This window comes from Thalassovita mangrovi (genome assembly GCF_009857745.1).
In the GTDB taxonomy this organism is placed as follows: Bacteria; Pseudomonadota; Alphaproteobacteria; order Rhodobacterales; family Rhodobacteraceae; genus Thalassobius; species Thalassobius mangrovi.
The window spans coordinates 188,796-211,014 of record NZ_WWEN01000006.1 but is presented as its reverse complement, the minus strand read 5'-3'; the positions used below and the strand labels follow the sequence as shown (position 1 = coordinate 211,014).

General features: G+C 62.5%; 24 protein-coding genes and 1 riboswitch. Of the genes, 9 read left to right on the top strand and 15 right to left on the bottom strand.

Going from position 1 to position 22,219, the window contains the following annotated elements; all coding sequences use genetic code 11:
* Window positions 1-156 precede the first annotated feature (156 nt).
* The 3 genes from GR167_RS14965 to GR167_RS14955 are packed head-to-tail and all read left to right on the top strand — an operon-like array spanning window position 157 to window position 4,123.
* On the top strand, window positions 157-897 hold the full coding sequence (locus GR167_RS14965) for a hypothetical protein (RefSeq protein WP_160974507.1): 741 nt from the start codon (window positions 157-159) through the stop codon (window positions 895-897).
* Complete coding sequence (locus GR167_RS14960; protein WP_160974506.1) at window positions 894-3,137, top strand: TnsB C-terminal domain-containing protein; 2,244 nt, start codon at window positions 894-896, stop codon at window positions 3,135-3,137. The genes GR167_RS14965 and GR167_RS14960 overlap by 4 nt, the downstream gene beginning before the upstream one ends.
* Window positions 3,134-4,123, top strand: a complete 990-nt coding sequence (locus GR167_RS14955) for an ATP-binding protein (protein ID WP_160974505.1) — start codon at window positions 3,134-3,136, stop codon at window positions 4,121-4,123. Before GR167_RS14960 ends, GR167_RS14955 begins: the two co-directional genes overlap by 4 nt.
* A gap of 516 nt (window positions 4,124-4,639) precedes the next feature.
* Here GR167_RS14955 and GR167_RS14950 read toward each other — a convergent pair.
* Window positions 4,640-5,101: a LysR substrate-binding domain-containing protein gene (locus GR167_RS14950; RefSeq protein WP_160974504.1), complete on the bottom strand. Its 462-nt coding sequence runs from the start codon at window positions 5,099-5,101 to the stop codon at window positions 4,640-4,642.
* A complete protein-coding gene (locus GR167_RS20420) occupies window positions 5,040-5,483 on the bottom strand; it encodes a TauD/TfdA family dioxygenase (protein WP_370741323.1) in 444 nt (147 codons plus the stop codon). Before GR167_RS20420 ends, GR167_RS14950 begins: the two co-directional genes overlap by 62 nt.
* Before the next feature lie 307 nt (window positions 5,484-5,790).
* On the opposite strand from GR167_RS20420, the gene GR167_RS14940 reads away from it, so the two are divergent.
* Entirely contained in the window at window positions 5,791-7,140 is a 1,350-nt protein-coding gene (locus GR167_RS14940) for a CoA transferase (protein ID WP_160974502.1), read from the top strand.
* Between the two features lie 188 nt (window positions 7,141-7,328).
* On the opposite strand, the gene GR167_RS14935 is transcribed toward GR167_RS14940, so the two are convergent.
* The 6 genes from GR167_RS14935 to dtd form a co-directional block, all read right to left on the bottom strand.
* Window positions 7,329-7,979, bottom strand: coding sequence for an energy-coupling factor ABC transporter ATP-binding protein (locus GR167_RS14935; RefSeq protein WP_160974501.1), 651 nt, complete (start codon window positions 7,977-7,979; stop codon window positions 7,329-7,331).
* On the bottom strand, window positions 7,976-8,758 hold the full coding sequence (cbiQ, locus tag GR167_RS14930) for a cobalt ECF transporter T component CbiQ (RefSeq protein WP_160974500.1): 783 nt from the start codon (window positions 8,756-8,758) through the stop codon (window positions 7,976-7,978). The genes GR167_RS14935 and cbiQ overlap by 4 nt, the downstream gene beginning before the upstream one ends.
* A gap of 3 nt (window positions 8,759-8,761) precedes the next feature.
* The gene (locus tag GR167_RS14925) at window positions 8,762-9,334 is read right to left on the bottom strand and encodes a NikL family nickel/cobalt ECF transporter subunit (protein ID WP_160974499.1); all 573 of its coding nucleotides are present in this window, start codon (window positions 9,332-9,334) and stop codon (window positions 8,762-8,764) included.
* Window positions 9,331-9,948, bottom strand: coding sequence for a cobalt transporter CbiM (gene cbiM / locus GR167_RS14920; RefSeq protein WP_160974498.1), 618 nt, complete (start codon window positions 9,946-9,948; stop codon window positions 9,331-9,333). The genes GR167_RS14925 and cbiM overlap by 4 nt, the downstream gene beginning before the upstream one ends.
* Window positions 9,949-9,953: 5 nt before the next feature.
* The gene (locus tag GR167_RS14915; protein WP_160974497.1) at window positions 9,954-10,739 is read right to left on the bottom strand and encodes a DUF4198 domain-containing protein; all 786 of its coding nucleotides are present in this window, start codon (window positions 10,737-10,739) and stop codon (window positions 9,954-9,956) included.
* Window positions 10,740-10,880: 141 nt separating this feature from the next.
* A riboswitch (cobalamin riboswitch) is annotated at window positions 10,881-11,086 on the bottom strand.
* 101 nt (window positions 11,087-11,187) lie between these two features.
* The gene (gene dtd, locus GR167_RS14910) at window positions 11,188-11,625 is read right to left on the bottom strand and encodes a D-aminoacyl-tRNA deacylase (protein WP_160974496.1); all 438 of its coding nucleotides are present in this window, start codon (window positions 11,623-11,625) and stop codon (window positions 11,188-11,190) included.
* A 132-nt stretch (window positions 11,626-11,757) separates the two neighbouring features.
* Between dtd and GR167_RS14905 the strand changes: the two genes are divergently transcribed.
* Complete coding sequence (locus GR167_RS14905) at window positions 11,758-12,183, top strand: Hsp20/alpha crystallin family protein (protein WP_160974495.1); 426 nt, start codon at window positions 11,758-11,760, stop codon at window positions 12,181-12,183.
* Between the two features lie 15 nt (window positions 12,184-12,198).
* On the opposite strand, the gene GR167_RS14900 is transcribed toward GR167_RS14905, so the two are convergent.
* Window positions 12,199-12,870, bottom strand: a complete 672-nt coding sequence (locus tag GR167_RS14900; RefSeq protein WP_160974532.1) for a nitroreductase family protein — start codon at window positions 12,868-12,870, stop codon at window positions 12,199-12,201.
* A 5-nt stretch (window positions 12,871-12,875) separates the two neighbouring features.
* Complete coding sequence (locus tag GR167_RS14895; protein ID WP_160974494.1) at window positions 12,876-13,973, bottom strand: TFIIB-type zinc finger domain-containing protein; 1,098 nt, start codon at window positions 13,971-13,973, stop codon at window positions 12,876-12,878.
* Between the two features lie 176 nt (window positions 13,974-14,149).
* Here GR167_RS14895 and GR167_RS14890 point away from each other — a divergent pair, with 176 nt between their 5' ends.
* From GR167_RS14890 to GR167_RS14875, 4 genes are all read left to right on the top strand, one after another.
* The gene (locus GR167_RS14890) at window positions 14,150-14,527 is read left to right on the top strand and encodes a CZB domain-containing protein (protein WP_160974493.1); all 378 of its coding nucleotides are present in this window, start codon (window positions 14,150-14,152) and stop codon (window positions 14,525-14,527) included.
* Window positions 14,528-14,705: 178 nt separating this feature from the next.
* Complete coding sequence (locus tag GR167_RS14885) at window positions 14,706-15,074, top strand: CZB domain-containing protein (protein ID WP_160974492.1); 369 nt, start codon at window positions 14,706-14,708, stop codon at window positions 15,072-15,074.
* Window positions 15,075-15,316: 242 nt separating this feature from the next.
* Window positions 15,317-15,685 (top strand): CZB domain-containing protein, encoded by a 369-nt coding sequence (locus tag GR167_RS14880; protein WP_160974491.1) that lies wholly within the window; start codon window positions 15,317-15,319, stop codon window positions 15,683-15,685.
* Window positions 15,686-16,117: 432 nt separating this feature from the next.
* Window positions 16,118-16,498 carry a hypothetical protein gene (locus tag GR167_RS14875; protein WP_160974490.1) on the top strand — a complete coding sequence of 127 codons (381 nt, stop codon included), beginning with the start codon at window positions 16,118-16,120 and terminating at the stop codon, window positions 16,496-16,498.
* A gap of 82 nt (window positions 16,499-16,580) precedes the next feature.
* Here the strand turns inward: GR167_RS14875 and GR167_RS14870 are convergent, their stop codons facing one another.
* The 5 genes from GR167_RS14870 to GR167_RS14850 form a co-directional block, all read right to left on the bottom strand.
* A complete protein-coding gene (locus GR167_RS14870) occupies window positions 16,581-17,681 on the bottom strand; it encodes an SPFH domain-containing protein (RefSeq protein WP_160974489.1) in 1,101 nt (366 codons plus the stop codon).
* Between the two features lie 74 nt (window positions 17,682-17,755).
* A complete protein-coding gene (locus tag GR167_RS14865; RefSeq protein WP_160974531.1) occupies window positions 17,756-18,658 on the bottom strand; it encodes a DUF2927 domain-containing protein in 903 nt (300 codons plus the stop codon).
* Between the two features lie 55 nt (window positions 18,659-18,713).
* Window positions 18,714-19,913, bottom strand: a complete 1,200-nt coding sequence (locus tag GR167_RS14860) for a toxic anion resistance protein (RefSeq protein ID WP_160974488.1) — start codon at window positions 19,911-19,913, stop codon at window positions 18,714-18,716.
* Between the two features lie 33 nt (window positions 19,914-19,946).
* Window positions 19,947-20,813 carry a 5-bromo-4-chloroindolyl phosphate hydrolysis family protein gene (locus tag GR167_RS14855; protein WP_160974487.1) on the bottom strand — a complete coding sequence of 289 codons (867 nt, stop codon included), beginning with the start codon at window positions 20,811-20,813 and terminating at the stop codon, window positions 19,947-19,949.
* Between the two features lie 400 nt (window positions 20,814-21,213).
* Window positions 21,214-22,203 carry a pseudouridine synthase gene (locus GR167_RS14850; protein WP_160974486.1) on the bottom strand — a complete coding sequence of 330 codons (990 nt, stop codon included), beginning with the start codon at window positions 22,201-22,203 and terminating at the stop codon, window positions 21,214-21,216.
* Window positions 22,204-22,219: the final 16 nt, after the last annotated feature.

Genomic DNA, 22,219 nt, shown 5'->3' with positions numbered 1-22,219 from the left:
GCACCACGAGGATGCGCGTCTGAAAGTTGGGGCAAAGATCGCCCGGTTATCACTTGCCACGTTAGAGGCCGAAAACGGCCCAGGCAAGCGCGGTCTGTGCTCCGGAATGAGAAGTGAATACCCCGGAAGCGGTCTGTTTCCGGGAACGGAGACGGTATGTCGAAATACGAAGATTGGGAGCCGGAGGAACCGGAAACCAAGAAGAAATTGCCTGCTCTGGTCGTGGATCCCATCCATGGCGTTCGGCCTTTCGCTGGCGCACGCAACCCGATGACCCGCAGCGATACCGCCAAGCGCGTTTCCATGGTCATCGCGACCCCGATGACGAATGGTGTGCCGCAAGTCTATCACTTCGACGGGGAGGGGGAGTACGCGATCGCCCTTGATGCTCTTCGGAGCCCGGAACTCTTCGGCTTGGAAGTGCAGCTCGCACCCATCACCTACTATTGTCGCAAGTCCCGCAAGGAACGGCGGCACTATTTCGATCTGCGCCTGACCTTCCACGATGGATACCGTCGGGCGGTTTTCGCCCGCAACGGAGCGAGCCTCGCCAAGCCCGAGACCCTGGATGAAATTGATGACATCTTCTCCTGCATTCCGAAGGAATTCGCGGATGAAGCGGTTGTCGTGAATGTTGACGACTACACGCGCGCCTACCGTGACAACCTGCGCCGAATCTGGGAGTTGCTCCAAGTCGACGACGACGAGGCAGACCGCATAGTGGAAACCGCGGCGCGGTCGACCAACTACTGGTATCTGAGTGACCTCATCGCGAATTGCGATCTGGTGGAGTGGCGTGCGTATCAGGCCGCGGTGCGGCTCATCGGTCGGAATGTGCTCTGGACCGACATGCACGGGGTCATCGACTACCCGTCCCGGGTCATGCTGAACTCATGACCCTTCAGCCGCTCTTCAATATCCCCAAGGGATCCATCCTGCATCTGGATGGCCGCGCTTTGCTTGTGACAGTGCGCGAGGAGAGCGGCTATGCCGTCGAGTGCCAGGAAAGCGGTGAATGCTTCACGCTGTCTCTCGAGCGTGTCGAGGCCGCGATCCGCGCACGTGATTGCGAGGTCATTCAACCGAAGGACGCAGAGAAGCGCAAGGCGCTGCTTGATTACACCGGCGGGTTCGAGTGTATGGAGCAATTGTCCGAGGAAACGCAGCGGATTATTCGGGCGCGTCTAGCTTTGGTCCTGGCCATGGACGAGCTGCGTGCAGAAGGGGTGAAGCTCACACAGAGGAACATGAGCAACTGTGGCGCTCAGCGCCGCGCGCTCTTGGTCAGGGCTGATGAGATTGCGCCGGGCCATAATTTTCTCAGGACACGCCGCGGTGGCAAGTTGGCGGTTGGCTTCACGGTCCCGCAGGGCCGGACCCTCGCCAGGTATCACGAAACCTACCACCGTTTTGAGCAGAACGCGGTCGTTCTGGCAGACCGCGATCACCTGAAGGGACGCCGGGAGCCGAGGCTGCTGCCCTGGCAGAAGCGGTTCATCGACTACGTTCTCAACACGTGGATGGACAAACGAAAGCCCTCACTCGCACCGCTCGTCAACATGGCCATTGGCGTGTTTGACCGGACTCCAACTGAAAAAGCCCAGGGAGTTGGGTTCCCGTCAATCACAACCATTCGCGCTTACGCAAAAGCTATCTCTGGAGTGACCGTAGCCCTTGGTCGCAACGGAAGACGGCACACGACCAACACGAAAGGGGCAGGCTCCACCGACGTGCGTGCGCTCCGTTTCGGAGAGAAGTTTGAGTGGGACCAAGTCTACCTCTCGATCTTTACTGATGGTGGTGGTGTCATGCGCGCCAGGGCCATCGATCCCGAAACAGCCAGCGAGGAATTGGAGGACAACGAGGTGCGTCGATGCTGGATGCACGCAATCCTCGATGTCGCAACGCGCGAGGTACTGGGCTGGGTCATTTCGGAAACAGCCGATGCGGATCACAGCCTAGCACTGCTGCGTATGGCTACTAGGGACAAGACAAAGGAAAAGGTTCGCTACGACTGCAAGCATGAACCGCCGCCGCCAATTCGATTGGGGCTTTCCCTGGCCGACAACGGTACCGCGACGCGCAATGGACGTGTCTACGCCGCACAGCTTGGTATGGACATGACCGTCATGACTGGTCGCGCCTATCACGCGACTGACAAACCTCATGTCGAGCGCCTGTTCGGGACAATGCAGGGGCAGGTCCTGAATTTCCTTCCCGGCTACACCGGGAGCTTTCCAGGAGAGCTTCCCGGCTATGATCCGAAACCGTCCGCTGAGCTCAGTCATGACGCTCTTTATGGGATGATTAGCCGGTACTTCATCGACGAGTACCCATTCCAAGAACACCTCGGGACCGGAATGTTCGGCGCGACGCCTCGTCAGAAACGCGAGGAAGCGATCAGGCGCTATGGCCCAATCGAAGCGCCGTCGCTGCGCGAGAGGTTTCTTGCGCTGGGCGCCAAGGTCCAGGCCAGTACGACGTCCGAGGGCGTCAAGGCCTACAACATTCCGTTCAGTTCTCCCGCTTTGCAGAGGTTCGCAGGAGGGAAGTCAAAACGCGTCAACGTCCATCTAGACCCTGACGACCTCCGAACGGTTCTCATCACGGCCGAAGGTCATGACGAAGTCATTGAAGCGGAGCTGAGAATGACGGTCTTCAAGGACCAGACGCTTCAGGAAGCGATCGAGATCATGGAACGGGCTACGAAGGACAACCCGACGTTGCGAGAGCTGCATCGTGCCCACCTTGAAGAAGCCCGAGCCCGCAGGGCACGGGAGTCCGGCTTCTTCAAGGATTCCCGCGACCCGTCGAACTATGAGACGCTCGCTCAGCTGCAGCGGCGTGCCGAAAAGCTTTTGCAGGTCGAAACGCGGCCAGCGAGCTATACCGGCGCCACGGTCGCGCCCGGCTCTATTATGAGCCGCGGAGTGCCTGTTGAATCCGCGCCGGTCACGCCCCCGGAAATCGACGGTTCGCTAGGCACGCAGTCATCGAATTCTACGGTCCCACCGAACAGGAGCCACCAGGCTGTTGAAACGACGACATCACCCCGTAGGCGACCTCAGAAACCGACGGATGACGCCGTCGACATCAAGAGCATGAAATTCCCACCAATCACGGACAGCAAACTATGAGCAATCCTTTCGTTAACCAGTCGGTCGTCGATCTCAACAAGGACTTGGGACGCCAGCAGTACCCGCTCGCGCGGGCAGAAGAGTTGCAGACTTCGTTCGCGCTGGTCTTTAGTCGCCATCTTGGGTGCCTGCAGTCCGGTCGGCGGTTTGAGGCTCGGAGCATGCTTGTCACCGGTCTTTCGGGTTCCGGCAAGAGTACGGAAATCGAAGGCATGTTAAAGCGGTTCAAGGAATGTGAGGTGCCGCTGCCCTCCGGCGTTCCCGCTGATTTCGCCGAGTGCTTGCTCGCATCCAAGGGGAGTTGGAAGGATCTGGGTAAGAAAACGCTCCACGCGATTGGGTACCCGCTTTCGGACACGACCCGAAAAACCCAGTTTGAGATCTGGGACTTGGTTGTGAGGCAGGCCAAGCTGAAAGGGATCGTCGGAATCCACTACGACGAGGCGCAACACATCATGCGCGACAAGTCGGACAAGGAAGTCCTGGCGATCTTGGATGCTTTCAAGACGCTCATGAAGTCGCACGAGTGGCCGCTAATGCTGATCCTCTCCGGAGTGCCCGAACTGGACAGCTATGTCCAAAGAGAACCACAGTTGGATCGCCTCCTCAGCAGGGTCACCTTCGCAGAGATCGATTTGTGTAGTGCCCCGGGGCAGCTCGCACCTGACTACACTGTCCTGCATGAGATTGTAGGAAGCTACGCAATGAGTGCCGGGCTCGAAGTCGACCCTGGTTTGCAGACGGGGGATTTCCTGCATCGCCTTGCGACGGCTGGAGGCTTTCGCTGGGGGATCGTGATCGACATCGTCGTGGACGCAGTTGCGCATGCCGTCGGCCGGATGGGAGGCTTTCTGACGCCTGAGGATTTCGTGGCTGCTTGGGTGAATAAAACCAAGATGAACGAGCTGGCAACGCCCTTCACACATGAGGCGTACGAGCGAGTTTTCCGTAACCAAACGCTCTTCCGCAGCAAGATCGGTTCCTAAGCCGACAATACATTCTAGTTGGTCAGAAACCCGCGCTTCGGCGCGGGTTTTTTCGTGCTTAGGCCTCAGGTGTCCAGGGCGCCCCGAATGCTAACGTATTGGAGCTGCGCATGTTTTTGGTTTCTGCGTAAGTTTATGGTTGCTCGCGACGGAACCTCTTCGGCAAGTCTTTGAAATTTAATATGGATTCTTTGCCGCGAATCAAATGCCATTGATTTTGCGCATTCATTTGGTTTCTCTGACTGGCGCTGTTGTCCGCCCCCTATACACCGACTTTACGACAAAAGACGGTTCTTGGGCGGGGGCGCTATCAGTTTCCAGAGTGTTTCTAGGAAAATTTCGATCATGAGGGAGGGCTACGGCTCTCCCTTTTTTCGTCTTATCTCTCCCACGGCCCATGTTGCCGTGTGAGCGCCGATATATTTGGGGTTCGAGGCTCGGGGCTCCATCTCGATCTTACACCTCGTGTCACCCGGGTTCGCACCATTGGCGGCGATCCGGATCTAGATACAGCAACTATGCGGTTTTCGAAGCCTCCCGCCGCAGCCACTTGCTCACCCGCTGGATTTCCCTGTCCGAACGGCGGGATTCCGGGGTGACGATATGGTAGCCGATGTTGCCAGGTAGATTTGCATCGAAAAGCTTGATCAGCCTACCCTTGCGCAAAGCTGACACAGCCAAAGAGGCGCGTACAAGAGCAACGCCCTGCGCATTGGCGGATGCTTCGACGATCACGCCACTGTCATCGAAAAGGATTGATCTTGCGAGGTCAATTTCGAGATTGATCGAACGCGCGTATCGCGCCCAATAGCGATGAATTTTATCCTCGATCAGCGGATATCCCTCAATGTCGGACAGTTGCGTGGGTACGCTGTCTGCGTAACACAAACGGTTGGCACCGGCGTCGACTGCGGCGTCATATGCGGCACAAAGGCGGTCCTGATCGGTGCGGCTGGCGTCTTCGACGGTGAAGCGCACCTTCAGGCCAAGCGTACGGGCAAAGCCGACACAATCCGAGATGATCGACTTCCAGCATGTCGGTTTCCCCCCCGATTGGCGCCTGGCGGATGCAGAGCAAGGCCAGAAGATCGCACCGGTCGTTGTGGAAGGGCAATTCCGCCGAACTTTCGTACCCGCGTGCCGCGTGGTTTCGAATGTTGCTGCCGCGATCGGTGACATGGCCGAGAAAGTCGAATTTATCGCTTTGGGAGACGGGACAGCCGAAGGACAGGCCGAATTCGGCCAGAAGGTGAGAGGCCGCGGCTTCGCTCGGGTCTGCAATCGGAAGGTTGCGCAAAACAGCCACCCCCGCGCGTTGCGGAGTTTCCCGTATCCATGGGTAGCTGTCCTCGATTCGCATCGCGCCGGAAGCCAGATCCAGGACCCAATCTTGTCGCAAAATCATGTCCTCGCCACGCCAGACCTGGCCTGTATCGGCAGTCATTTGCGTATCCATTCAAGGCTTCTTGGAAGTGTTGTGAATTCTATAATAGATTGTGTTGTCGTCTTTTTGGGATGGATGAGCTCATTGTTGAATTTGATCGTAAATTGCCATCGCGTGAGTCAAACAATATTTTTCGATTAAAGATTGATATTTATCGTTATGCTTGAAGCTCTTATAAAATGGGGAGTTAATCATAAAAAAGGCGAATGCAAAGGGTGATTCAATGGCTGCAGATTGCCAGGCTTGGTTTGAGGAAAGGATTTTTGAAGCGCTTGGAGGCGGTAAAGAGATTCGTCCAAAAATTGAATTCGAGGGCGACTTCTGTCTGAGTTCTGTTGCGCATGTTTCGGGCCTGGCGCATGCGGCGATGTCGGCGGCCGCGCAACAGCTGGCACTCTTGGTCGGTGCCGAACAGGTTTCGGTCAATCGCAGGCGAGCCGAGCTGTGGTGCGGCATGACGCTGAAGGCCGAAGGCTGGACGTTGCCGGATTCATGGGATCCCGTCGCCGGCAACTATCGGGCGCGCGACGGCTGGATCCGGCTGCACACGAACGTGCCCGAGCACCTGGACAGCACCCTGCGCGTGCTGAAAACGGTTGCCGACCGGGAGGCCGTGGCCCAGGCGGTGGCACATTGGGATCGTTTCGAGCTTGAGAAAGCCGTCGTCGATGCCGGTGGTGTCGCAGCCGCGATGATCGGGATTGAGGATTGGGCCGCGCATCCCCAGGGCCGCGCGGTTGCCTCCGAACCGTTGATCCATTGGCAGGTGCATCCCGGTCGCGCTCCGCGGCTCCCCAACTTCGACAAGACGTTGGAAGGGCTGCGGGTGCTCGACCTGACGCGCGTTCTGGCCGGGCCGGTTGCTACGCGGTTCCTTGCTGGGTTCGGAGCCAGCGTGCTGCGGATCGACCCTCCCCATTGGCAAGAGGACGGGCTTGAACCGGAGGTGACGCTTGGCAAAGCCTGCGCAGGCCTTGATCTGCGCCGGGACGGCGATCGCAAGCAATTCGAAACCCTTTTATCCGAAGCTCATGTTTTGGTTCACGGCTATCGGCCGGGGGCGCTTGAACGGCTGGGCTATGGCAATGACCGCCGCCGCGAGATCAATCCGGATATCATCGACGTATCCCTGAGCGCATATGGCTGGACAGGTCCGTGGCGTGGCCGGCGCGGTTTCGACAGCGTTGTGCAGGTCAACACGGGGCTCGCCCAGGAGGGCATGGAAAGAACAGGCGCCGACACGCCCGTTCAGTTGCCGATTCAGGTGCTCGACCACGGGACCGGATATCTCATGGCCGCAGCGGTTCTTTATGCCTTGCGGATGCAGAAGTTGGACGGGTGCGCGCGTTCGGCCAGGCTGTCCCTGGCGCGGACTGCGCATCTTCTTGTTTCGGCAGGGCTTCAAGACCCGCCTGCGCCGCCATTGGATGAGGGTGACGTGGAGGAGCAGGAGGAGATGACCCATTGGGGACCGGCGCGCCGCATTGCATTCCCGGTATCCCTGGAAGGAAACGGCCCCGTTTGGCGGCGCCAAGCGGCGCCATTCCGGTCATCCCCTGCGGAGTGGCCGTAAGGGATGATAGCCATGGTCAAAGGCGCTCCCTTGAGGCCCCCCCCCCGCAAAGGCCGGTTTTCCGGTGACGTGCTGCGCACCTATGACCGGCTGTTCAGCCCGCGCATGGGGTCGGTCTTCGACAAGCTGTCGCTGAAACGATTGGCTGCGGGGCCGGCGGCGATCCGTTGCCCCCCGCGCCCTTGCCGTCAGTCCCGCAACAGCCGCCCGTCTTCAAGCCGCACCGTTTCCGGCGCCAGTTTCACCCTGAACTCCGGCGCGTGGCTGACCAGCAGGATCGCCTGGGGCAGGGCGTTCAGGATCTCCAGCAGCCGCGCCTCGTTCTTGGTGTCGAGCGCATTGGTAGGCTCGTCCAGAAGCAGCACCTCGGGCTGCATCGCCAGCACCGTCGCCAGCGTGACCAGCCGCTTTTCCCCGCCCGACAGCTTGTGGGTGATCCGGTCGCGCAGATGCATCAGGTCGAGATCGCCCAGTACCCGGTCGACGATCTCCAGCGCTTCGTGGCGGCTCTTGCCGAGATTGAGCGGGCCGAAGGCCACGTCCTCGGCCACGGTGGGGCAAAACAGCTGATCGTCGGCATCCTGGAAAACCAGCCCGACGCGGCGGCGCACCGGGTGGAAATCGGCCTCGTCCCGGCGCTCGGTCCCGAACACGGTGATGGTGCCGCGATCGGGGCGTTGCAGCCCCAGGATCATCCGCAGCAGCGTCGATTTCCCCGATCCGTTCGGCCCGATCAGCGACAGCCGCTGCCCGGGATCGAGCCGCAGCGAAGCGCCCTGCAGGATCGGCACCTGGCCGGGATAGGCGAAATGGATATCGCTCAGCGCGATCAGGGTCATGTGAGGTCCACCATGATCAGGGCAAGGGTCAGCCCGGCGAACAGGGCCGCGAAAACATAATCCCGCCGTGCCAGCGCGAAATCCTGCAACAGCACGATCCGGCCCGAAAAGCCCCGGCATTTCATCGCGTCGAGAATGCGTTCGGACCGTTCGATGGCCCGCACCAGCATCATGCCGACCAGGTAACCGAAGCTGCGATAGGTGTGCCAGTTGGTGCCGGGGCGAAAGCCGCGCACTTTCATCGCGGCGCGCAGCCGCAGGTATTCTTCGCGCAGCACCTCGATATAGCGGATGGTGAACAGCAGCAGGTGCACCAAGGTTTCGGGGCAGCGCAGCCGGTGTAGCGCATGGCCCAGGGTCACCGGTTCCAGCGTGCCGACCAGCGTCATCAGTGCCAGGATCACCGCATTGGCGGTCAGCCCGATCTCGATGGCGTTCAGAAGCCCCTGCCAGCTCGCGGTCATTCCCCAGAGGGTGAAGATCGCGTCGCCGGGCACGGTGAAGGGCAGCAGCGCCAGCATGAAGAAGATGAACCCGTCCATCATCGCCATGCGCCGCAGGGTTTGCCGCACCGGCAGGCGCGACAGCTGCAGCAGGCCCAGCGACAGGGCAAGCGCCAGGATCAGCGCCGGCAGCGACGACAGCGCCACCACGGTCACCCCGAACAGGCAGGCCGCGACGATCCGCAGCCGCGGGTCGATCGCGGTCAGCGGCCCGGTGCCCCGGTCCGCCCCGGTTTCCGACAGGGTCTTTTCCCCATGCGACAGCGCGTGGCCCAAGGATCAGCCCGCGAGCTTGCGGCGCGCCGCGAGGTAGAAGCCCAGCCCGAACAGCCCGAGGATATAACCGATGCCGCCAAGGATGGTCTGCAGGCTGTTATGTTCGCGATAGGCGGCGATTTCGCGGCGCAGCGGGCGGATTTCGTCGCGCACCGCTTCGGCGATCATGGCGCGGGTTTCGGCGGAAAGCGGGGCCGCGCTGGCCGGGGCTTGCTGCTCAGCCGCCGGGGCGGTGGCGGGGACGGGCGCGGATTTGCCGAGGATCGCGGCGACCTCTTCGGCGGGCATGGTCGCCTCGGCGACATGGCCGGCGCCCAGATTGGCGCGGAACGTATGCGCCACCGGCACGGTAGGGGTGTAGACGAAGAAGCCGTCGCCATCGGTCCGGGCCCGGCCCAGCTCGGCCCCGTCGGGGCCGGTCACGATGATTTCCTGATCCACGGCCATATCGCCGTTGGAAAATCCGATTTCGCCCTCGATGGCGCTGCCGGAGGGGAAGACCGAAGCGATGACCTTATGCGCCAGAGCCGGAACGGGGGCGGCGCAAAGCATCACGATGAAGGCAAGCCGTTTCATGCGCGGGTTCCTTGCAGATGAGTGAAGAGTTCGGGTTTGACCCGCCGGGCCAGCAGCACGGCAAAGCCGGTCAACAACCCTTCGATGGCCATGACCGGGATATGGGCGAAGAAGACCAGCTTGGCCGCGGCGATGAATTCATCGCCCGACAGGGTCAGCGCCAGCGCCACCATGGCGGTCGTCGCGGCGATCGAAAACGCCCCGCCGATCCCGGCCCAGATCGCGCCGCTCAGCGGGCTGCCCGACGCGGCCAGCCGCCCGAACAGCACCCAGGCCAGCACGGCGGGCAGGGCGATGTTGAGCGTGTTCACCCCGATCACCGTCAGCCCGCCGAAGCCGAAGAACACCGCCTGCAGCAGCAGCCCGACAAACAATGCCGGAAAGGCGGCCCAGCCGAGCACAAGCCCGGCCAGACCGTTGAGGATCAGATGCACCGAGGACGGCCCGATCGGCACATGCACCAGCGAGGCGACGAAGAAGGCCGCCGAAAGCACCCCTGCCGCGGGAATGCGTTCCAGCGGCAGGGCGCGCAGGCCCATGGCGATGCCGCCAGCCGCGGCAACCGCGCCGCCGATGACAACCGGATTGGAAAGCGCGCCGTCCACGATATGCATGGGGGTTACTCCAGGTCCCAGGCGCGGATCCAGATCACCGCGTCCTGGCTCAGGTCCTTGCCCTCATGTTCGGTCACCGGGCCCGATCCCAGGGCGGCAAAGCCCCAGTAGCCGGCCTTGGGAATGCCGAAGGTGAAATAGCCGTTGTCATCCGACACCGCCACCACGGCGCCGCCCGGCGGCGGTGCGGTGACCGGGGTGCTCGACGCGGCGGTGTCCATGTCGGGTTCGGCGGCCATGTATTCGATTTCGATCTCGGCCCCGGCGACCGGGGCGCCATTGGCCACCACGCGGCCGGTGAAGGTCGATCCCGCCAGCACGTTATAGGGCTTGTTCAGCGGCACGATTTCGGTCGGCAGGCCCACCGGTTCCATCCAGTCGGTCGGCAATTCGTTGCGGTTGAGGAAGCTCTTGGTGATCTGCTGGATATAGATATCCTCGGAGGCTTCGAAATAGGGGGCGGGTACCGTCACCAGCACGTAATCGCCCGACCGCTTGACCGGTACCGATCCCTTGAAGGCCGCGCCTTCGTTTTCGCCGCCGGTGAAGCGGACCGGTTCCAGCGTGGGTTTGAGGTCGGTCTTTTCGCCCCGGTGGATCACGAAGAATTCTTCCGGCATCTCCAGGTCCATCACGTGGCCGTTTTCGAACGGGTGCCAGAAGATCAGCTTCACCGGCACATCGCCGGGGGCTTCGATCATCGTGTCGGTCGTGTATTCCAACAGGAAATGCGCCGAGGCCATCGCGGGAAACGCGGCGGCCGCCACGGCGGCAAGCAGGGTCTTTTTCATAAGGCTCGTCGTCCTTGTCCATATGCGCCACACCCGGCGCAATTTTTGTCTGGAAAACGGGGCGAACGGCCTGATGCGCGATCGGAAAAACCGGCGCGCGCAAGCTCAGACGCGCACCCCGGCGTCCGGTGAAGCGCCTTTTCCGAAGGCGCCTGTCCGGCAGGTCTCCTGGCTCGCGGGTCGTCGCAATCTGGCTGGCCTTCCCGGATTTCTCCAGTGGCATGTCAGCCTTGCTCGCCGCTTACAGTTGCGGGGGCAGCTGCAGAATGAGCGCTGAAATCGCGCCGCACTGCATTCCCTCTTTCCTCCGGGGGGCGACCCCCGGAACCGGACATGGATTTTGAATGCCAGAAAACCGGGCGCGGGGTCAATCTCAGATTGCCGCTTCGGGGAAATGACCGATCAGGGGATGTGCCGGTCTGGGCGTCTGGCGCGCGATGGGTCTGTTTCAGACGTCCATCCAGATCGTCACCGGCCCGTCGTTGAGCAGCTCGACCTGCATGTCGGCGCCGAATTCGCCGGTTTCCACCGGCACGCCGGTTTCGGCCAGTTTCGCCGCGAAATATTCATAGAGCGCCCGGCCCTCGTCGGGCGCGGCGGCGGTGGAAAAGCCGGGGCGGTTGCCGCGCGAGGTATCGGCGGCGAGGGTGAATTGCGACACCACAAGTGCCGAGCCGCCGATATCCAGAACCGAGCGGTTCATCTTGTCCGCCTCGTCCTTGAAAATCCGCAGCTTGGAAATCTTCGAGGCCAGCTGATCGGCCTGCGCCTCGCTGTCGCCCTGCATGGCGCAGATCAGGATCAGCAGCCCGGGCCCGGTCTTCCCGATCACTTCGCCGTCCACCGTCACCGACGCGTGGCTTACCCGTTGCAGCAATGCGCGCATTTTTCCGCCCTCATTTGATCGCCCCATTGGTCGGCGAATCCGGGCTGGGCTGCAAGCGGATTTGACACGGGTCAAAGCGCAGCGCCGGCAGGTTGGGAAAACTGGGCGCATCGATTCAGAGGAGTAATACCGATGGTAGAGAAAACCCATACCGCCGGAGCATCCGGGACCTGGCCGCAATTTTATGAACCCTTCCGCAATTTCGGACAGAAGGTGGCCGATTGGCTGGCCCCAGCGTCCGAGGCGTCTTCGACCGATGACAGCTACAAGATTTCGCTGGAACTGCCAGGGGTCGAGGAAAAGGATATCGACATCTCGGTGCATGACGGCGTCGTCACCGTGAAGGGCGAAAAAAGCTCGGAACGCGAAGAGAAGGGCGAGACCTGGTTCTTTTCCGAACGCCAATACGGCGCGTTCAGCCGGTCCTTCCGGCTGCCCGAGGATGCCGATGGCAACAAGATCGAGGCGCATCTGAAGGACGGCGTCTTGCTGGTGATCGTGCCCAAGGCAGGCCCCGAGGCCAAGCAAGGCGTCAAGGTCAAGATCAACAAGGCCTGATCGGGTGGCGCGGCATCAGCCGCGCCAATCCGCCACCTCGTCCAGGTCCGCCCGTTCGGTGCGGAAATTGTTGGCGGGGTGGTCTTCGTCCTCGTATCCGAAGGATATGACGCAGAGGATCAGCCGGTCCTCGGGGATGGCGAAATGATCGCGCAGGGTGGGGGCGAAGGCCGCCACCGCCGCCTGCGGGATGGTGGCGATGCCCAAAGCCTGCGCCGCCAGGGTGAAGGCGGCGACGAAACCGCCGCAATCCATCGCCCCGTAAGGCCCCAGATCGCGGTCGCTGGTGATGACGGCCACATGCGGCGCGCCGAAGAACTTGTAATTCTCCAGCATCTGCTGGCCCGAGGCCGCGCGGTCGCCGCGTTCCACCCCCACCGCATCGTAAAGCTGCAAGCCGCAGGTGCGGCGGCGGTCCTTGTAGGCGCCGACATACTGGCGCGGCCATTCCAGATCGGGCTCCGGCGTTTTGGCTGTCGCGTCGGCATAGAGCACTTCGCGGAACCGCTCGGTCTCGGCCCCGCTGGTCACGATCACCTGCCAGGGCTGAGCGTTGCACCAGCTCGGCACCCGCTGCGCGGCGCGCAGGATTTGTTCGATCTGATCGCGCGGCACCGGATCGGGCAGGAAGCCGCGGCAACTGTGGCGGTCGTGAAGCAGGCGCGAAAGCGTGTCGTAATCGGTCATGTCGGTCAAAGCTGTCCCTCGTTCAGCGCGATCAGATACCCGATGCCACCCGCCACGATCAGGCCAAGGATGACCGCGATGGCGATCTTCCACACCGACCAGGGCCGTTCGCCGCGCACCTGCCCGGTGCGCCCGTTGACCACGAAACGATAGGTCTTGCCCCGGTATTTATAGGCGGCCAGCCAGACGGGCAGCAGGATATGCTTGAAGGTAACATCGCTGATCTGGGTCTGGATATCGTGGATACGCTGCCGGTCGCCGCCGATGTCGAAGCGCACGTCGCGTTCGATCACCCGGTCCATCTTGCGCCGCGCCTCGTCATAGCCTTCGTCAAGTTCCACCGTGTATCCCTCGGCCCGGAACCCGGCGAGGTATTCCGGCCGGTAGGGTTCCAGCGCCGCCAGGTCCCAGGGCTCCAAAGCGTCGGTGTAGGATTTCGGCAAAGATCGCGACGCCAGCACCAGCACATCGTCGAAGAACCGCGCCACCTTGCCGGAGGCAGGATACCAGCGCACCTTCTGCACCTGTTGCTGCACCTGCTTGCCGTCGCGCATCACCGTGCGGGTTTCGTAGTAGACGATGCCGCGTTCGCCGCTGTAGCGGCTCTTGGTGTCGGCATCGAAGGTCCAGTAGGGGACATAGATGCCCTGCATCTTGCGGCCCTTGCGGGCGTATTCCTGCAACCCGTTCGGAGCGAACCACAGCTTGCCCAGCCAGTCGGTCATCGATTTGCGTGCCTGGGTTTCCGTCAGCGCGAAGGGCAGCACGCCGCGCGGCTTGATATGGCGATGCGCGCCGGTATCGGTGACCACCGGCGTGGCGCAGAACGGGCATTCGGCGGCATGGGTGGCCTCGTCCAGTTCCACCTCGGCGCCGCAATTGGGGCATTTGCTGACCCTTGTTTCCTCGATCTCCTGCTCGGGCAGCAGATGGTCCAGCGCCTGTTTGAAATCCAGCTCGCGGATGCCGCCTTCCCACGGGTTGCCCTCGGCCAGCGCGGCCCGGTGGCCGCAGTGATCGCAGACCAGCTGCCCGGCTTCCGGGTCGAAGCGGTAATCCGCGCCGCATTGTTCGCAGGGAAAACGGTGTTCGGTCCGGGTCATTGCTTCTTTCCTGGCATTTTGAGGCAGATCAAGGGAGAGGCCCCCCTAGGACGTTAGTACAGCCCAAATTTCTCTCTTTTACAAAAATCACGAATAGAGCCTTGGGCGCTGATCTTTAAAGGGTTCGGGATCGGAGGCAACCGGTCGCGTGGTGTGAAACGTAAAAGGAGAAGCAGGTGGAAACAGGAACGGCCATCGCTCTGCGGGAAGAACTGATTCAAGCGCTGCGGGCGCATGCTGACTGGAAACAATTTCTGTACGATTCGGCCAGGCGCCGCGAAACCGATCTGCCGGTTGCGCATATCAAATCCCATAGCTGCTGCAGGTTCGGCGCATGGATGAACGCCTTGCCGCCCATCCTGCGCATTTCCCGCGACGCCCGCGAGGTGAACCGCCTGCACGAGGAATTCCACGCCTGCGCCGGGGCGATCGCCGAAATGATTGTCCGGGGCGAATTTCCGCAGGCTCACGCCGCCCTGAACGGTGAAGAGTATAACCGCCTGTCGGTCGAACTGGAACGGGCGGTGTCGCGCTGGCACATGGCGGCCGCGTGATCCGCGCGGCAGGGGCGGCAAGAGCCGCGGGCAAGGCACAGGGCTAAAAACAGATGCCGAAAATGCATCATTTAAATATTTAACCGATCGTTAAAGGCGAATGATTTCTGGACGTTGGGCGGTTTGGAGGCATCTTTCATGCCTCTGGTGAAAATAGTTTAAATAGGACCCCAACAGTATGAATACTCAAGATATGCGCGACGAATTGAACGATGCCCTTGGCCGCCATGCCGCGTGGAAGCTCCGCCTGCGGGAGGCGGCGATCGCCGGTGAAACCGATCTGCCGGTGGACATGATCAAGCGCGAGGATTGCTGCAAGTTCGGCAAATGGCTGCAGGGGCTGCCGGCCGAGACCCGCAATTCGCCCGAGGCGCAGGCCGTCCACGAACTGCATGCCAATTTCCATTTGATTGCCGGCGGCGTGGCAGCCCAGATCGCCAGCGGTCAGACCGAAGGGGCGCTCGCCGCGCTGAACGGGCAGGTCTACAAGAACAGCACCGACAGCCTGGCCCGCGCAGTGACCCGCTGGCGGATGTCGCTGACCTGATCCCATCGCATATCACGCTTTCCAAAGCCCGGCCGTCTGGCCGGGCTTTTTGCTTTTCATGCGACTTTGCGGCTGAAAACAGTCCAAACGTCTTGCTTGGCAGGGCTTTTGCGGCTCTCAAACGGCTCTCTTTTTCGCTAAAGCACATTAAAAAGTATGGGTCGCATACCGTTTTGGTGGGTCAAGAGGCGCAGCAGCCCATCCCGGGGTGCTGGAAAGGGAAAGGGACGAAAATGCAGACTATGACGGCCATCACATTGCGCGGCGAACTGGACGACGCTCTCTTTGCGCATATCGATTGGAAATACGGGTTGCGGGAAGCGGCGGTATATCGGGATACCGGTCTGCCCGTGGAAGAAATCGAAAGCTGCGATTGCTGCAAGTTCGGCCATTGGATGCAATCGTTGCCCGGGTTTCTTCGCGTGACGCCCGAAGCGCGCGAAGTGGACCGGTTGCACAGAGAGTTCCACGCCTGTGCCGGCAAGATCGCCAGGCGGATTTCGAACTGTGAATTCGATGCCGCTATTTCGGATCTGAGCGGCCGCCAATATAACGCCCTATCGGCGAAGCTGACCAAGGCCGTGGCGCGCTGGAAACTGGCGGTGTCGTAAATCCTGCCGGCCTTCGCGTGCCCCCCCCTGGCAATGAAGGGACCATTGCAGGGTGCCGGCAGCGCTCACAGGACCACAGCAGCTTTCAAGCTTGCCCAAGCCCGGCCCTTTGGCCGGGCTTTTTGTTTTTCCTGGGGGCTTTGCAGTGCGTTTCGCCTGCTTTCGCGGGGGCTCTACCGCCCGTTGACGCGGCGTTCCGACGCGGCGCGGCAGGATTGGTACGCCGTTTGCTATGGCGACCTATTCGTCGGAGTCTCCCGGCGCGCGTTCGTAGGGGGAAGGAATTTCGATAGTTTGCAGTCGGATACATACTTAATAGTGGCAAAACAGAACTTATGGATAGTTTCTTCCTAAAATGATTGGGGTTAGAGACGTAAGTGTAATCAAGACCACGCAACAGAATGTAACCGGCGACCGCGAAAGGATATCGAAATGGCTCAACAGACTGTAACCCTGGACATCCGCGAGATCCTGAAATCGGCCCACGTCGCCCATTACGCTCTGGCCCTGCAGCTGCGCGCAGCCGCCTACGACGAAAACCGCGCCATCGACGTTCAGCAGGTGCGCGACCGCAGCGAGACCCCGCTGGCACAGCTGCTGAAATCGCTGGTCCAGCGCGGCCGCATCACCCCGAAAATGCGTGAAGTCGACATGCTGCACGCCGAATTCCACGACGCCGCCGGCGCCGTCGCCACCCTGATCAATGCCGGTCTGTTCGACGAAGCCATCGACGAGCTGGCCACCGGTTACTTCGCAGAATCCGCGTCTGAACTGTCGCGCGCCCTGTGCTACTTCGGCGTCGAGATCGCCTGATCGCTACTTCTAGCGTGGTTACAAAAAAGCGGCGCCCGGGGGGCGCCGCTTTTTTATTGTGCGGTAACTGATTGGCCGGGGTTCAGACGCCCGGCGGCGGCGGCGGCATCACGGTGAACAGCTGCGCCAGCTCCATCACGTCGCCCGCCTTCTTCCAACCATCCTGACCTGCGGTCCAGACATAGGTGTCGCGGGTGATGTCGCCCGCCGTGGCCATCCGGCCCAGCGACGCCTTGGAAAACGGCCCCTTGGTTTCGCCGTTCTCGGCCACGTGCCAGACATGTTCGACCGGCGGCGGCGGCGGGACATGCGCCTGCGGCCGCGCGCCCCAGGGGCCCTGGTTCGCCATCTGCTGCGCCATCGCCATGCCCATCCCCATGCCGATCCCGGCGCCCATGCCCGACTGCGGCGTTTGCGCGGCCGCCGTCATCGCCTCGGCCGCGGAATACTGGGTGAACTTGCCCAGATCGCCCGCCAGCCCCATCGAGGTGCGCTTGTCCAAAGCCGCCTCGACCGCCGGGGGCAGCGAGATGTTTTCGATATAAAGCTCGGGCATTTCCAGCCCGTATTCGGCCAGGGTGCCGCTGATTTCCGCCGCGATCAGCTTGCCCAGATCGGCGGTGTTGGCGGCCATGTCCAGCACTGGGATGCCTGACGACGCCACCACGCGGGAAAATTCCTGCACGATGATGTTGCGGATCTGGAAGCTGATTTCATCCATGGTGAATTCGCCGTCGGTGCCGACGATTTCGGTCAGGAAGCGCGCCGGATCGGTCACCCGCACCGAATAGGTGCCATAGGCGCGGATGCGCACCGGGCCGAATTCCGGGTCGCGGCAGATGATCGGGTTCTTGGTGCCCCATTTCAGGTCGTTGAACCGGGTGGTGTTGACGAAGTAGATCTCGGACTTGAACGGCGATTTGAACCCGTGATCCCAGTGCTGCAGCGTCGTCAGCACCGGCATGTTGTTGGTTTCCAGCATGTACAGGCCCGGGGTGAAGACATCGGCCAGCTGGCCTTCGTGCACGAACACGGCGGCCTGGCCTTCGCGCACGGTCAGCTTGGCGCCGTATTTGATTTCATGCCCTTCGCGTTCGAACCGCCACACCATCGTGTCGCGGGTGTCGTCGACCCAGTGAATGACATCGATGAATTCCCCGGTCAGGAAATCGAAAATACCCATGTAAAACTCCTTCATCGGTTGGGCGGCACCCGCCGCCCGTCAATATCCGTCGGGGCCCGCCGGGCCCGTTTGTGTCAGCTGGGGCCGCCGGCCAGTTCCTCGGCGATCTGCCGGACGATCGGGTCCGCCTGCTGCAGCGACATGCCGGCCTGCAGGCGGCGGTCGTAAAGCATCTTCAGCAGCAATTCGTCATGCCTTGTCAGCAGCGCGAATTCGTCGTCGTCGTTGAAGATCGACGGCCGCGCGTGGGGGCTGTCATTGGCCAGGCCCAGCCCCTGCGCCAGTTCTTCGTGAATGCAGGATTTGCGCAGCAGATCGGGGTGTTCGGCGCGCACCAGCGCGATCGCTTCGCGGTAATCGCTGTCGTTGCCGGTGGCCGAAAAGGCGATCACCAGGCAGTGGATCGACCGGGGAATGTCGCGCAGGATGTTCAGCGAGGCGGGATTGATATTGGGCACGATCTGCCGCACCCGGCGCAGCATCTGGGGCCGGTCGTCTTCGCCCATGAACAGCACGTGGAAATTGGGATTGCTGTCGGACACCGTGATCGAATGGCCGGTCACCCGGGCCAGCCGCCGCGAATAGGCGCGGACGTTGGCGCGGTCGATGCGGCGCTGATCCTCGGGCACCGTGGCGCCGAATTCCACCCCGAAGCGCACCGGCACGCCCCAGCGACGCAGACGCCCCGGCCCGCTGCGCGCATTGCGCAGCCCGGCGCCGCGTTCGTATTCGTCGTAAAAGGCGATCATTTCGAAATTGCGCGCCAGATCGCTGGCGGTGAAGGGCGTGTCCGGCCCGCCGCCATCGGTGCGCAGCAAGCCCTGGCTCAGCAGGTCGGACTGCACCCGATTGAAATAGGTGCTCAGCGCCCGGCTGCCGTCGGAAATCCTGACCGGGGCGGGGGGGACGATCGCGGCGGGTTTCGGCTGCGGCCGGATCTGATCCTGCTGCCCCAGTGGCGCACAGGCGGCCAGCATCCCCAAGGCCCCGGCCAGGACCACCCCGATATGGCGTCGCAAATTCAAATACCCCTCAGCTTTCCGGCACCGCGGTGCCGGCGGCATCGCCCAGCCCGGTCTTGCGCGCCTTGGCCGAAGCCAGTGTATCGCGCAGCTCGGCTTCCATCTTCTTCAGCTCTTCCTCGGCGGCCTTGCGCCGCGCCTTGCCCTCGTCGGCGATGGCGAGGCTTTCCTCGATGGTGGCGACAAGGTTGGCGTTGGCCTGTTTCACCGCCTCGATATCGAACACGCCGCGTTCCATTTCCTCGCGGATCGCCTTGTTCGACTGGCGCAGGTTTTCCGCGTTGGCGGTCAGAAGCTCGTTGGTCAGGTCGCTGGCTTCGCGCACCGCCGCCGCCGCTTCGGCGCTGCGCTGGATGGTCAGCGCCTGGGCCAGCTGGGTTTCCCAAAGCGGCACGGTGTTGACCATGGTCGAATTGATCTTGGTGACCAGCGACTTGTCGTTTTCCTGCACCAGCCGGATCGAGGGCAGCGATTGCATCGTCACCTGGCGGGTCAGTTTCAGGTCGTGCACCCGGCGTTCAAGATCGTCGCGCGCCGCGCGTAGGTCGCGCAATTCCTGCGCCGCCATCACCTGATCGTCCTCGGGCGCGGCCTTGACCGCCGCTTCCTTGGCGGGGATATCGTTGCCATCCAGATCGGTCAGCTTGGCCGCGCCCGCCGCGATGTAAAGCGCCAGCTCGTCATAGAAATTCAGCGTTTTCTCATAGAGCATGTCGAGCGACTTGATATCCTTCAGCAGCGTGTGTTCGTGCTTGAGAAGGTTGTCGGTGATGCGGTCGATCTGGCCCTGCACGGTTTCATAGCGCGCGGTGAACTTGGCGAAGGGCGCGGCCCGGCCCAGCAGTTTCTCGAAGAAGCTGCGCTTGCGCCGCACGTCCAGTTCGCTGACCGAAAAGCCGCGGATCGTGGTGACGATTTCGCGCAAGCTGTCGCCCGCAGGCCCCACATCCTTGTTACGCACATCCGTCAGCATCGCCTGGCTGATTTCCTGCAGTTCGGCCTGCGCGGCCGACCCAAACGACACGATGGAATTGGTATCGCCCATGTCCAGCTCGCCCATCCGCGACCGGATTTCCGCGCTCAGCGGCGCGTCGGCTTGCTCCAACGGCACGATATCGTCGGCCTTGCCCGGTTCGGGCAGCGCCACGGCGGTGACTTCTTCGACCATCGCCAGGTCGGCGGCGGCTTTTTGCTGAATGGTTTGCGACATGATGATCCCCTTGAATACAATGGCTTGCAGCGGTCAGCCCGCCTTAATGCCTTCCCGTTTCAGCCGGTCGCGCAGCACTTCGATCTCGATATTCAGATCGCTGCGGTCGTCCAGCAACATCTTTTGTGTGCGGGCGGCGAAGTTCTGCTCAAGATCGTCCAGCAGCGCCGCGTAATCGGCCTTGGCCTTCTCGTCGTGCGACCGGCCGTAGATATCGGCGTATTTCACCGTCGCGTCGCGCGCCCCCATCAGGTAGACCGACAGGTACTTGCGCGCCGCCGTCAGGTCGCGCGGGTCTTCCTCGACGGTGCGGAACAGGTCGCGGGCGGTCGCCTGGAAGGCTTCCAGCCGCGCCATCATCTGCCGGTCGCCGGCGCGTTTCATCGCCTCGGTCATCGCACTCATGTAGGTTTCGGCCTCTTCCACCGCGCGGGCCACCCGGTCGGTCTGGAAGGTGTCGACGCCTTCCATCCCCTTGTCGGTCAGCGGGTCGAACCCGAAGGCCATCGAGTGCAGAACCGCGCCCAGCACCGCGAAGATCGCCGCCTCGGTCACGCCGAAACCTGCAAAGCCGGCAATCCCCAGCCCCAGCCCGGTCAGCACCGATCCGGCGATCTTGCGCGGCAGGGCGGGGCGGCGGGCGATCTTGCGCGCCTCATAGGCTTCCTGCGCCAGCAGCCCTTCGCGGGTCAGCCAGGCGGCGAGGATCAGCGCGCCGAGCGCCACCAGATATTGCGCCATGCCCACCGGGTCGGAGGTGAAGGCCTTCCAGATCAAGGGCAGCGGGATGATGAACAGCAGGTTGACCCGGCCGCCCGCGCGGGTGCGCTTGGCGCCGCGATAGGCGCCTTTGACCGGTTTGCCCTCGGGGCTGAATTTGCCGCCATAGCGTTGTGCCATCACGCGCCTCCTGCGAGGACCACATAGAGGGTCAGTATGACAAGCAGGAAAAAGGCCAGTTTTTGCAATCCGGTGCCAGACATCGGGGCCTCGCGTGAAGAATAACTCTTTGAGACCGTAAGCGGGCCGGGGCGGAATGGCTAGGGGGAAGATCGCGGCAATTGCGCCGGTGCGGGCTGACGCGGGGGCAGGGGAGGGGGAAAGGCCCGGAACAAGGCCGAAGGCCGCCGGGCCAGCGCCAGTCCGCCCCGACGGGCTGGCGCTTTTGAGAGGCTTGCCCGGCTGTCGATAGGGAGCACAGGTGTGGCAGGATAAACTGCCATGGTCAGAGGTGAGTGGCGCCACCCCGCGGACTGGCGCTGGCCCGGCTTCCGCCCTGTCCGCGCTGTTACCGGTGCCGTCAGCTTTTGCGCGCCGGTCCGCCCGGCTTGCCGCCGCGCGGCGGTTTCGGCCGGTCCGACGGGCCGCGCTTGTCACCGGGGCCGCGCTTGCTTGCCGGGCCCCGCTTGCTTTCCGGGGCCGGTCCACGCTTGCCTGCCAGCCCGCGTGTGCCCTCCGCTCCGCGCTTGTCCGTCGGCGGGCGCTTGCGCTTGCCTTCCGGTCCGCGCTTGTCGTCCGGCTTGCGTCGGACCTGCGGGCCGCGGCCGCGCGGAGCTTCCTCGCCGTCCAGCCCCAGTTGATCGCGTATCACCTTGCGGCGCAGCTCCTCGACCTCGCCCGATTTCAGCTGGCCCAGTTGGAACGGGCCATAAGACACCCGGATCAGCCGGTTCACGGTCAGCCCGACCGCCTCCATCGCGCGCCTGATCTCGCGGTTCTTGCCCTCGCGCAGCCCCACGGTCAGCCAGGCGTTGGCGCCTTGCTGCCTGTCGAAGCTGACGATCATCGGCTGGAATTTCTCGCCCTCGATGCTGATGCCCTGGCGCAGCGGTTCCAGCATCTCGTCCTTCACCGCGCCCTTCACCCGCACCCGGTATTTGCGCAGCCAGCCGGTCGAGGGCAGTTCCAGCTGCCGCTTCACCGCGCCGTCATTGGTCAAGAGCAACAGGCCCTCGGAATTCAGATCGAGCCGGCCGACGCTCATCACCCGCGGCATGTCCTCGGGCAGGTCGTCATAGATCGTCGGGCGGCCCTGTTCGTCCTTGTGCGTGGTCACCAGCCCGGTGGGTTTGTGGTAAAGCCAGATGCGCGGCGGTTCCGGCGCCTCCAGCGTCTTGCCGTCCACCACCACCTTGTCACGCGCGGTGACGTTCAGCGCCGGGCTGTCGATCTTCTTGCCGTTGACGCTCACCCGCCCGGCCTCGATCAGCTTCTCGGCCTCGCGGCGGCTGGCCAGCCCTGCGCGGGCGATGACCTTGGCGATGCGTTCTCCTGCGGGGGTATCGGACATGGGCGGACCTTTTGGG

Coding starts and splice junctions, on each gene's coding strand:
- GR167_RS14865 (WP_160974531.1), bottom strand. CDS start 18,658: ATGCTGGCCGCCTGTGCGCCACTGGGGCAGCAGGATCAGATCCGGCCG.
- GR167_RS14850 (WP_160974486.1), bottom strand. CDS start 22,203: ATGTCCGATACCCCCGCAGGAGAACGCATCGCCAAGGTCATCGCCCGC.
- GR167_RS14935 (WP_160974501.1), bottom strand. CDS start 7,979: ATGACCCTGATCGCGCTGAGCGATATCCATTTCGCCTATCCCGGCCAG.
- GR167_RS14960 (WP_160974506.1), top strand. CDS start 894: ATGACCCTTCAGCCGCTCTTCAATATCCCCAAGGGATCCATCCTGCAT.
- GR167_RS14855 (WP_160974487.1), bottom strand. CDS start 20,813: ATGGCACAACGCTATGGCGGCAAATTCAGCCCCGAGGGCAAACCGGTC.
- GR167_RS14885 (WP_160974492.1), top strand. CDS start 14,706: ATGAATACTCAAGATATGCGCGACGAATTGAACGATGCCCTTGGCCGC.
- GR167_RS14875 (WP_160974490.1), top strand. CDS start 16,118: ATGGCTCAACAGACTGTAACCCTGGACATCCGCGAGATCCTGAAATCG.
- GR167_RS14940 (WP_160974502.1), top strand. CDS start 5,791: ATGGCTGCAGATTGCCAGGCTTGGTTTGAGGAAAGGATTTTTGAAGCG.
- GR167_RS14925 (WP_160974499.1), bottom strand. CDS start 9,334: ATGAAACGGCTTGCCTTCATCGTGATGCTTTGCGCCGCCCCCGTTCCG.
- GR167_RS14880 (WP_160974491.1), top strand. CDS start 15,317: ATGACGGCCATCACATTGCGCGGCGAACTGGACGACGCTCTCTTTGCG.
- cbiM (WP_160974498.1), bottom strand. CDS start 9,948: ATGCATATCGTGGACGGCGCGCTTTCCAATCCGGTTGTCATCGGCGGC.
- GR167_RS14860 (WP_160974488.1), bottom strand. CDS start 19,913: ATGTCGCAAACCATTCAGCAAAAAGCCGCCGCCGACCTGGCGATGGTC.
- GR167_RS14870 (WP_160974489.1), bottom strand. CDS start 17,681: ATGGGTATTTTCGATTTCCTGACCGGGGAATTCATCGATGTCATTCAC.
- GR167_RS20420 (WP_370741323.1), bottom strand. CDS start 5,483: ATGCGAATCGAGGACAGCTACCCATGGATACGGGAAACTCCGCAACGC.
- GR167_RS14965 (WP_160974507.1), top strand. CDS start 157: ATGTCGAAATACGAAGATTGGGAGCCGGAGGAACCGGAAACCAAGAAG.
- GR167_RS14915 (WP_160974497.1), bottom strand. CDS start 10,739: ATGAAAAAGACCCTGCTTGCCGCCGTGGCGGCCGCCGCGTTTCCCGCG.
- dtd (WP_160974496.1), bottom strand. CDS start 11,625: ATGCGCGCATTGCTGCAACGGGTAAGCCACGCGTCGGTGACGGTGGAC.
- GR167_RS14955 (WP_160974505.1), top strand. CDS start 3,134: ATGAGCAATCCTTTCGTTAACCAGTCGGTCGTCGATCTCAACAAGGAC.
- GR167_RS14895 (WP_160974494.1), bottom strand. CDS start 13,973: ATGACCCGGACCGAACACCGTTTTCCCTGCGAACAATGCGGCGCGGAT.
- GR167_RS14900 (WP_160974532.1), bottom strand. CDS start 12,870: ATGACCGATTACGACACGCTTTCGCGCCTGCTTCACGACCGCCACAGT.
- GR167_RS14905 (WP_160974495.1), top strand. CDS start 11,758: ATGGTAGAGAAAACCCATACCGCCGGAGCATCCGGGACCTGGCCGCAA.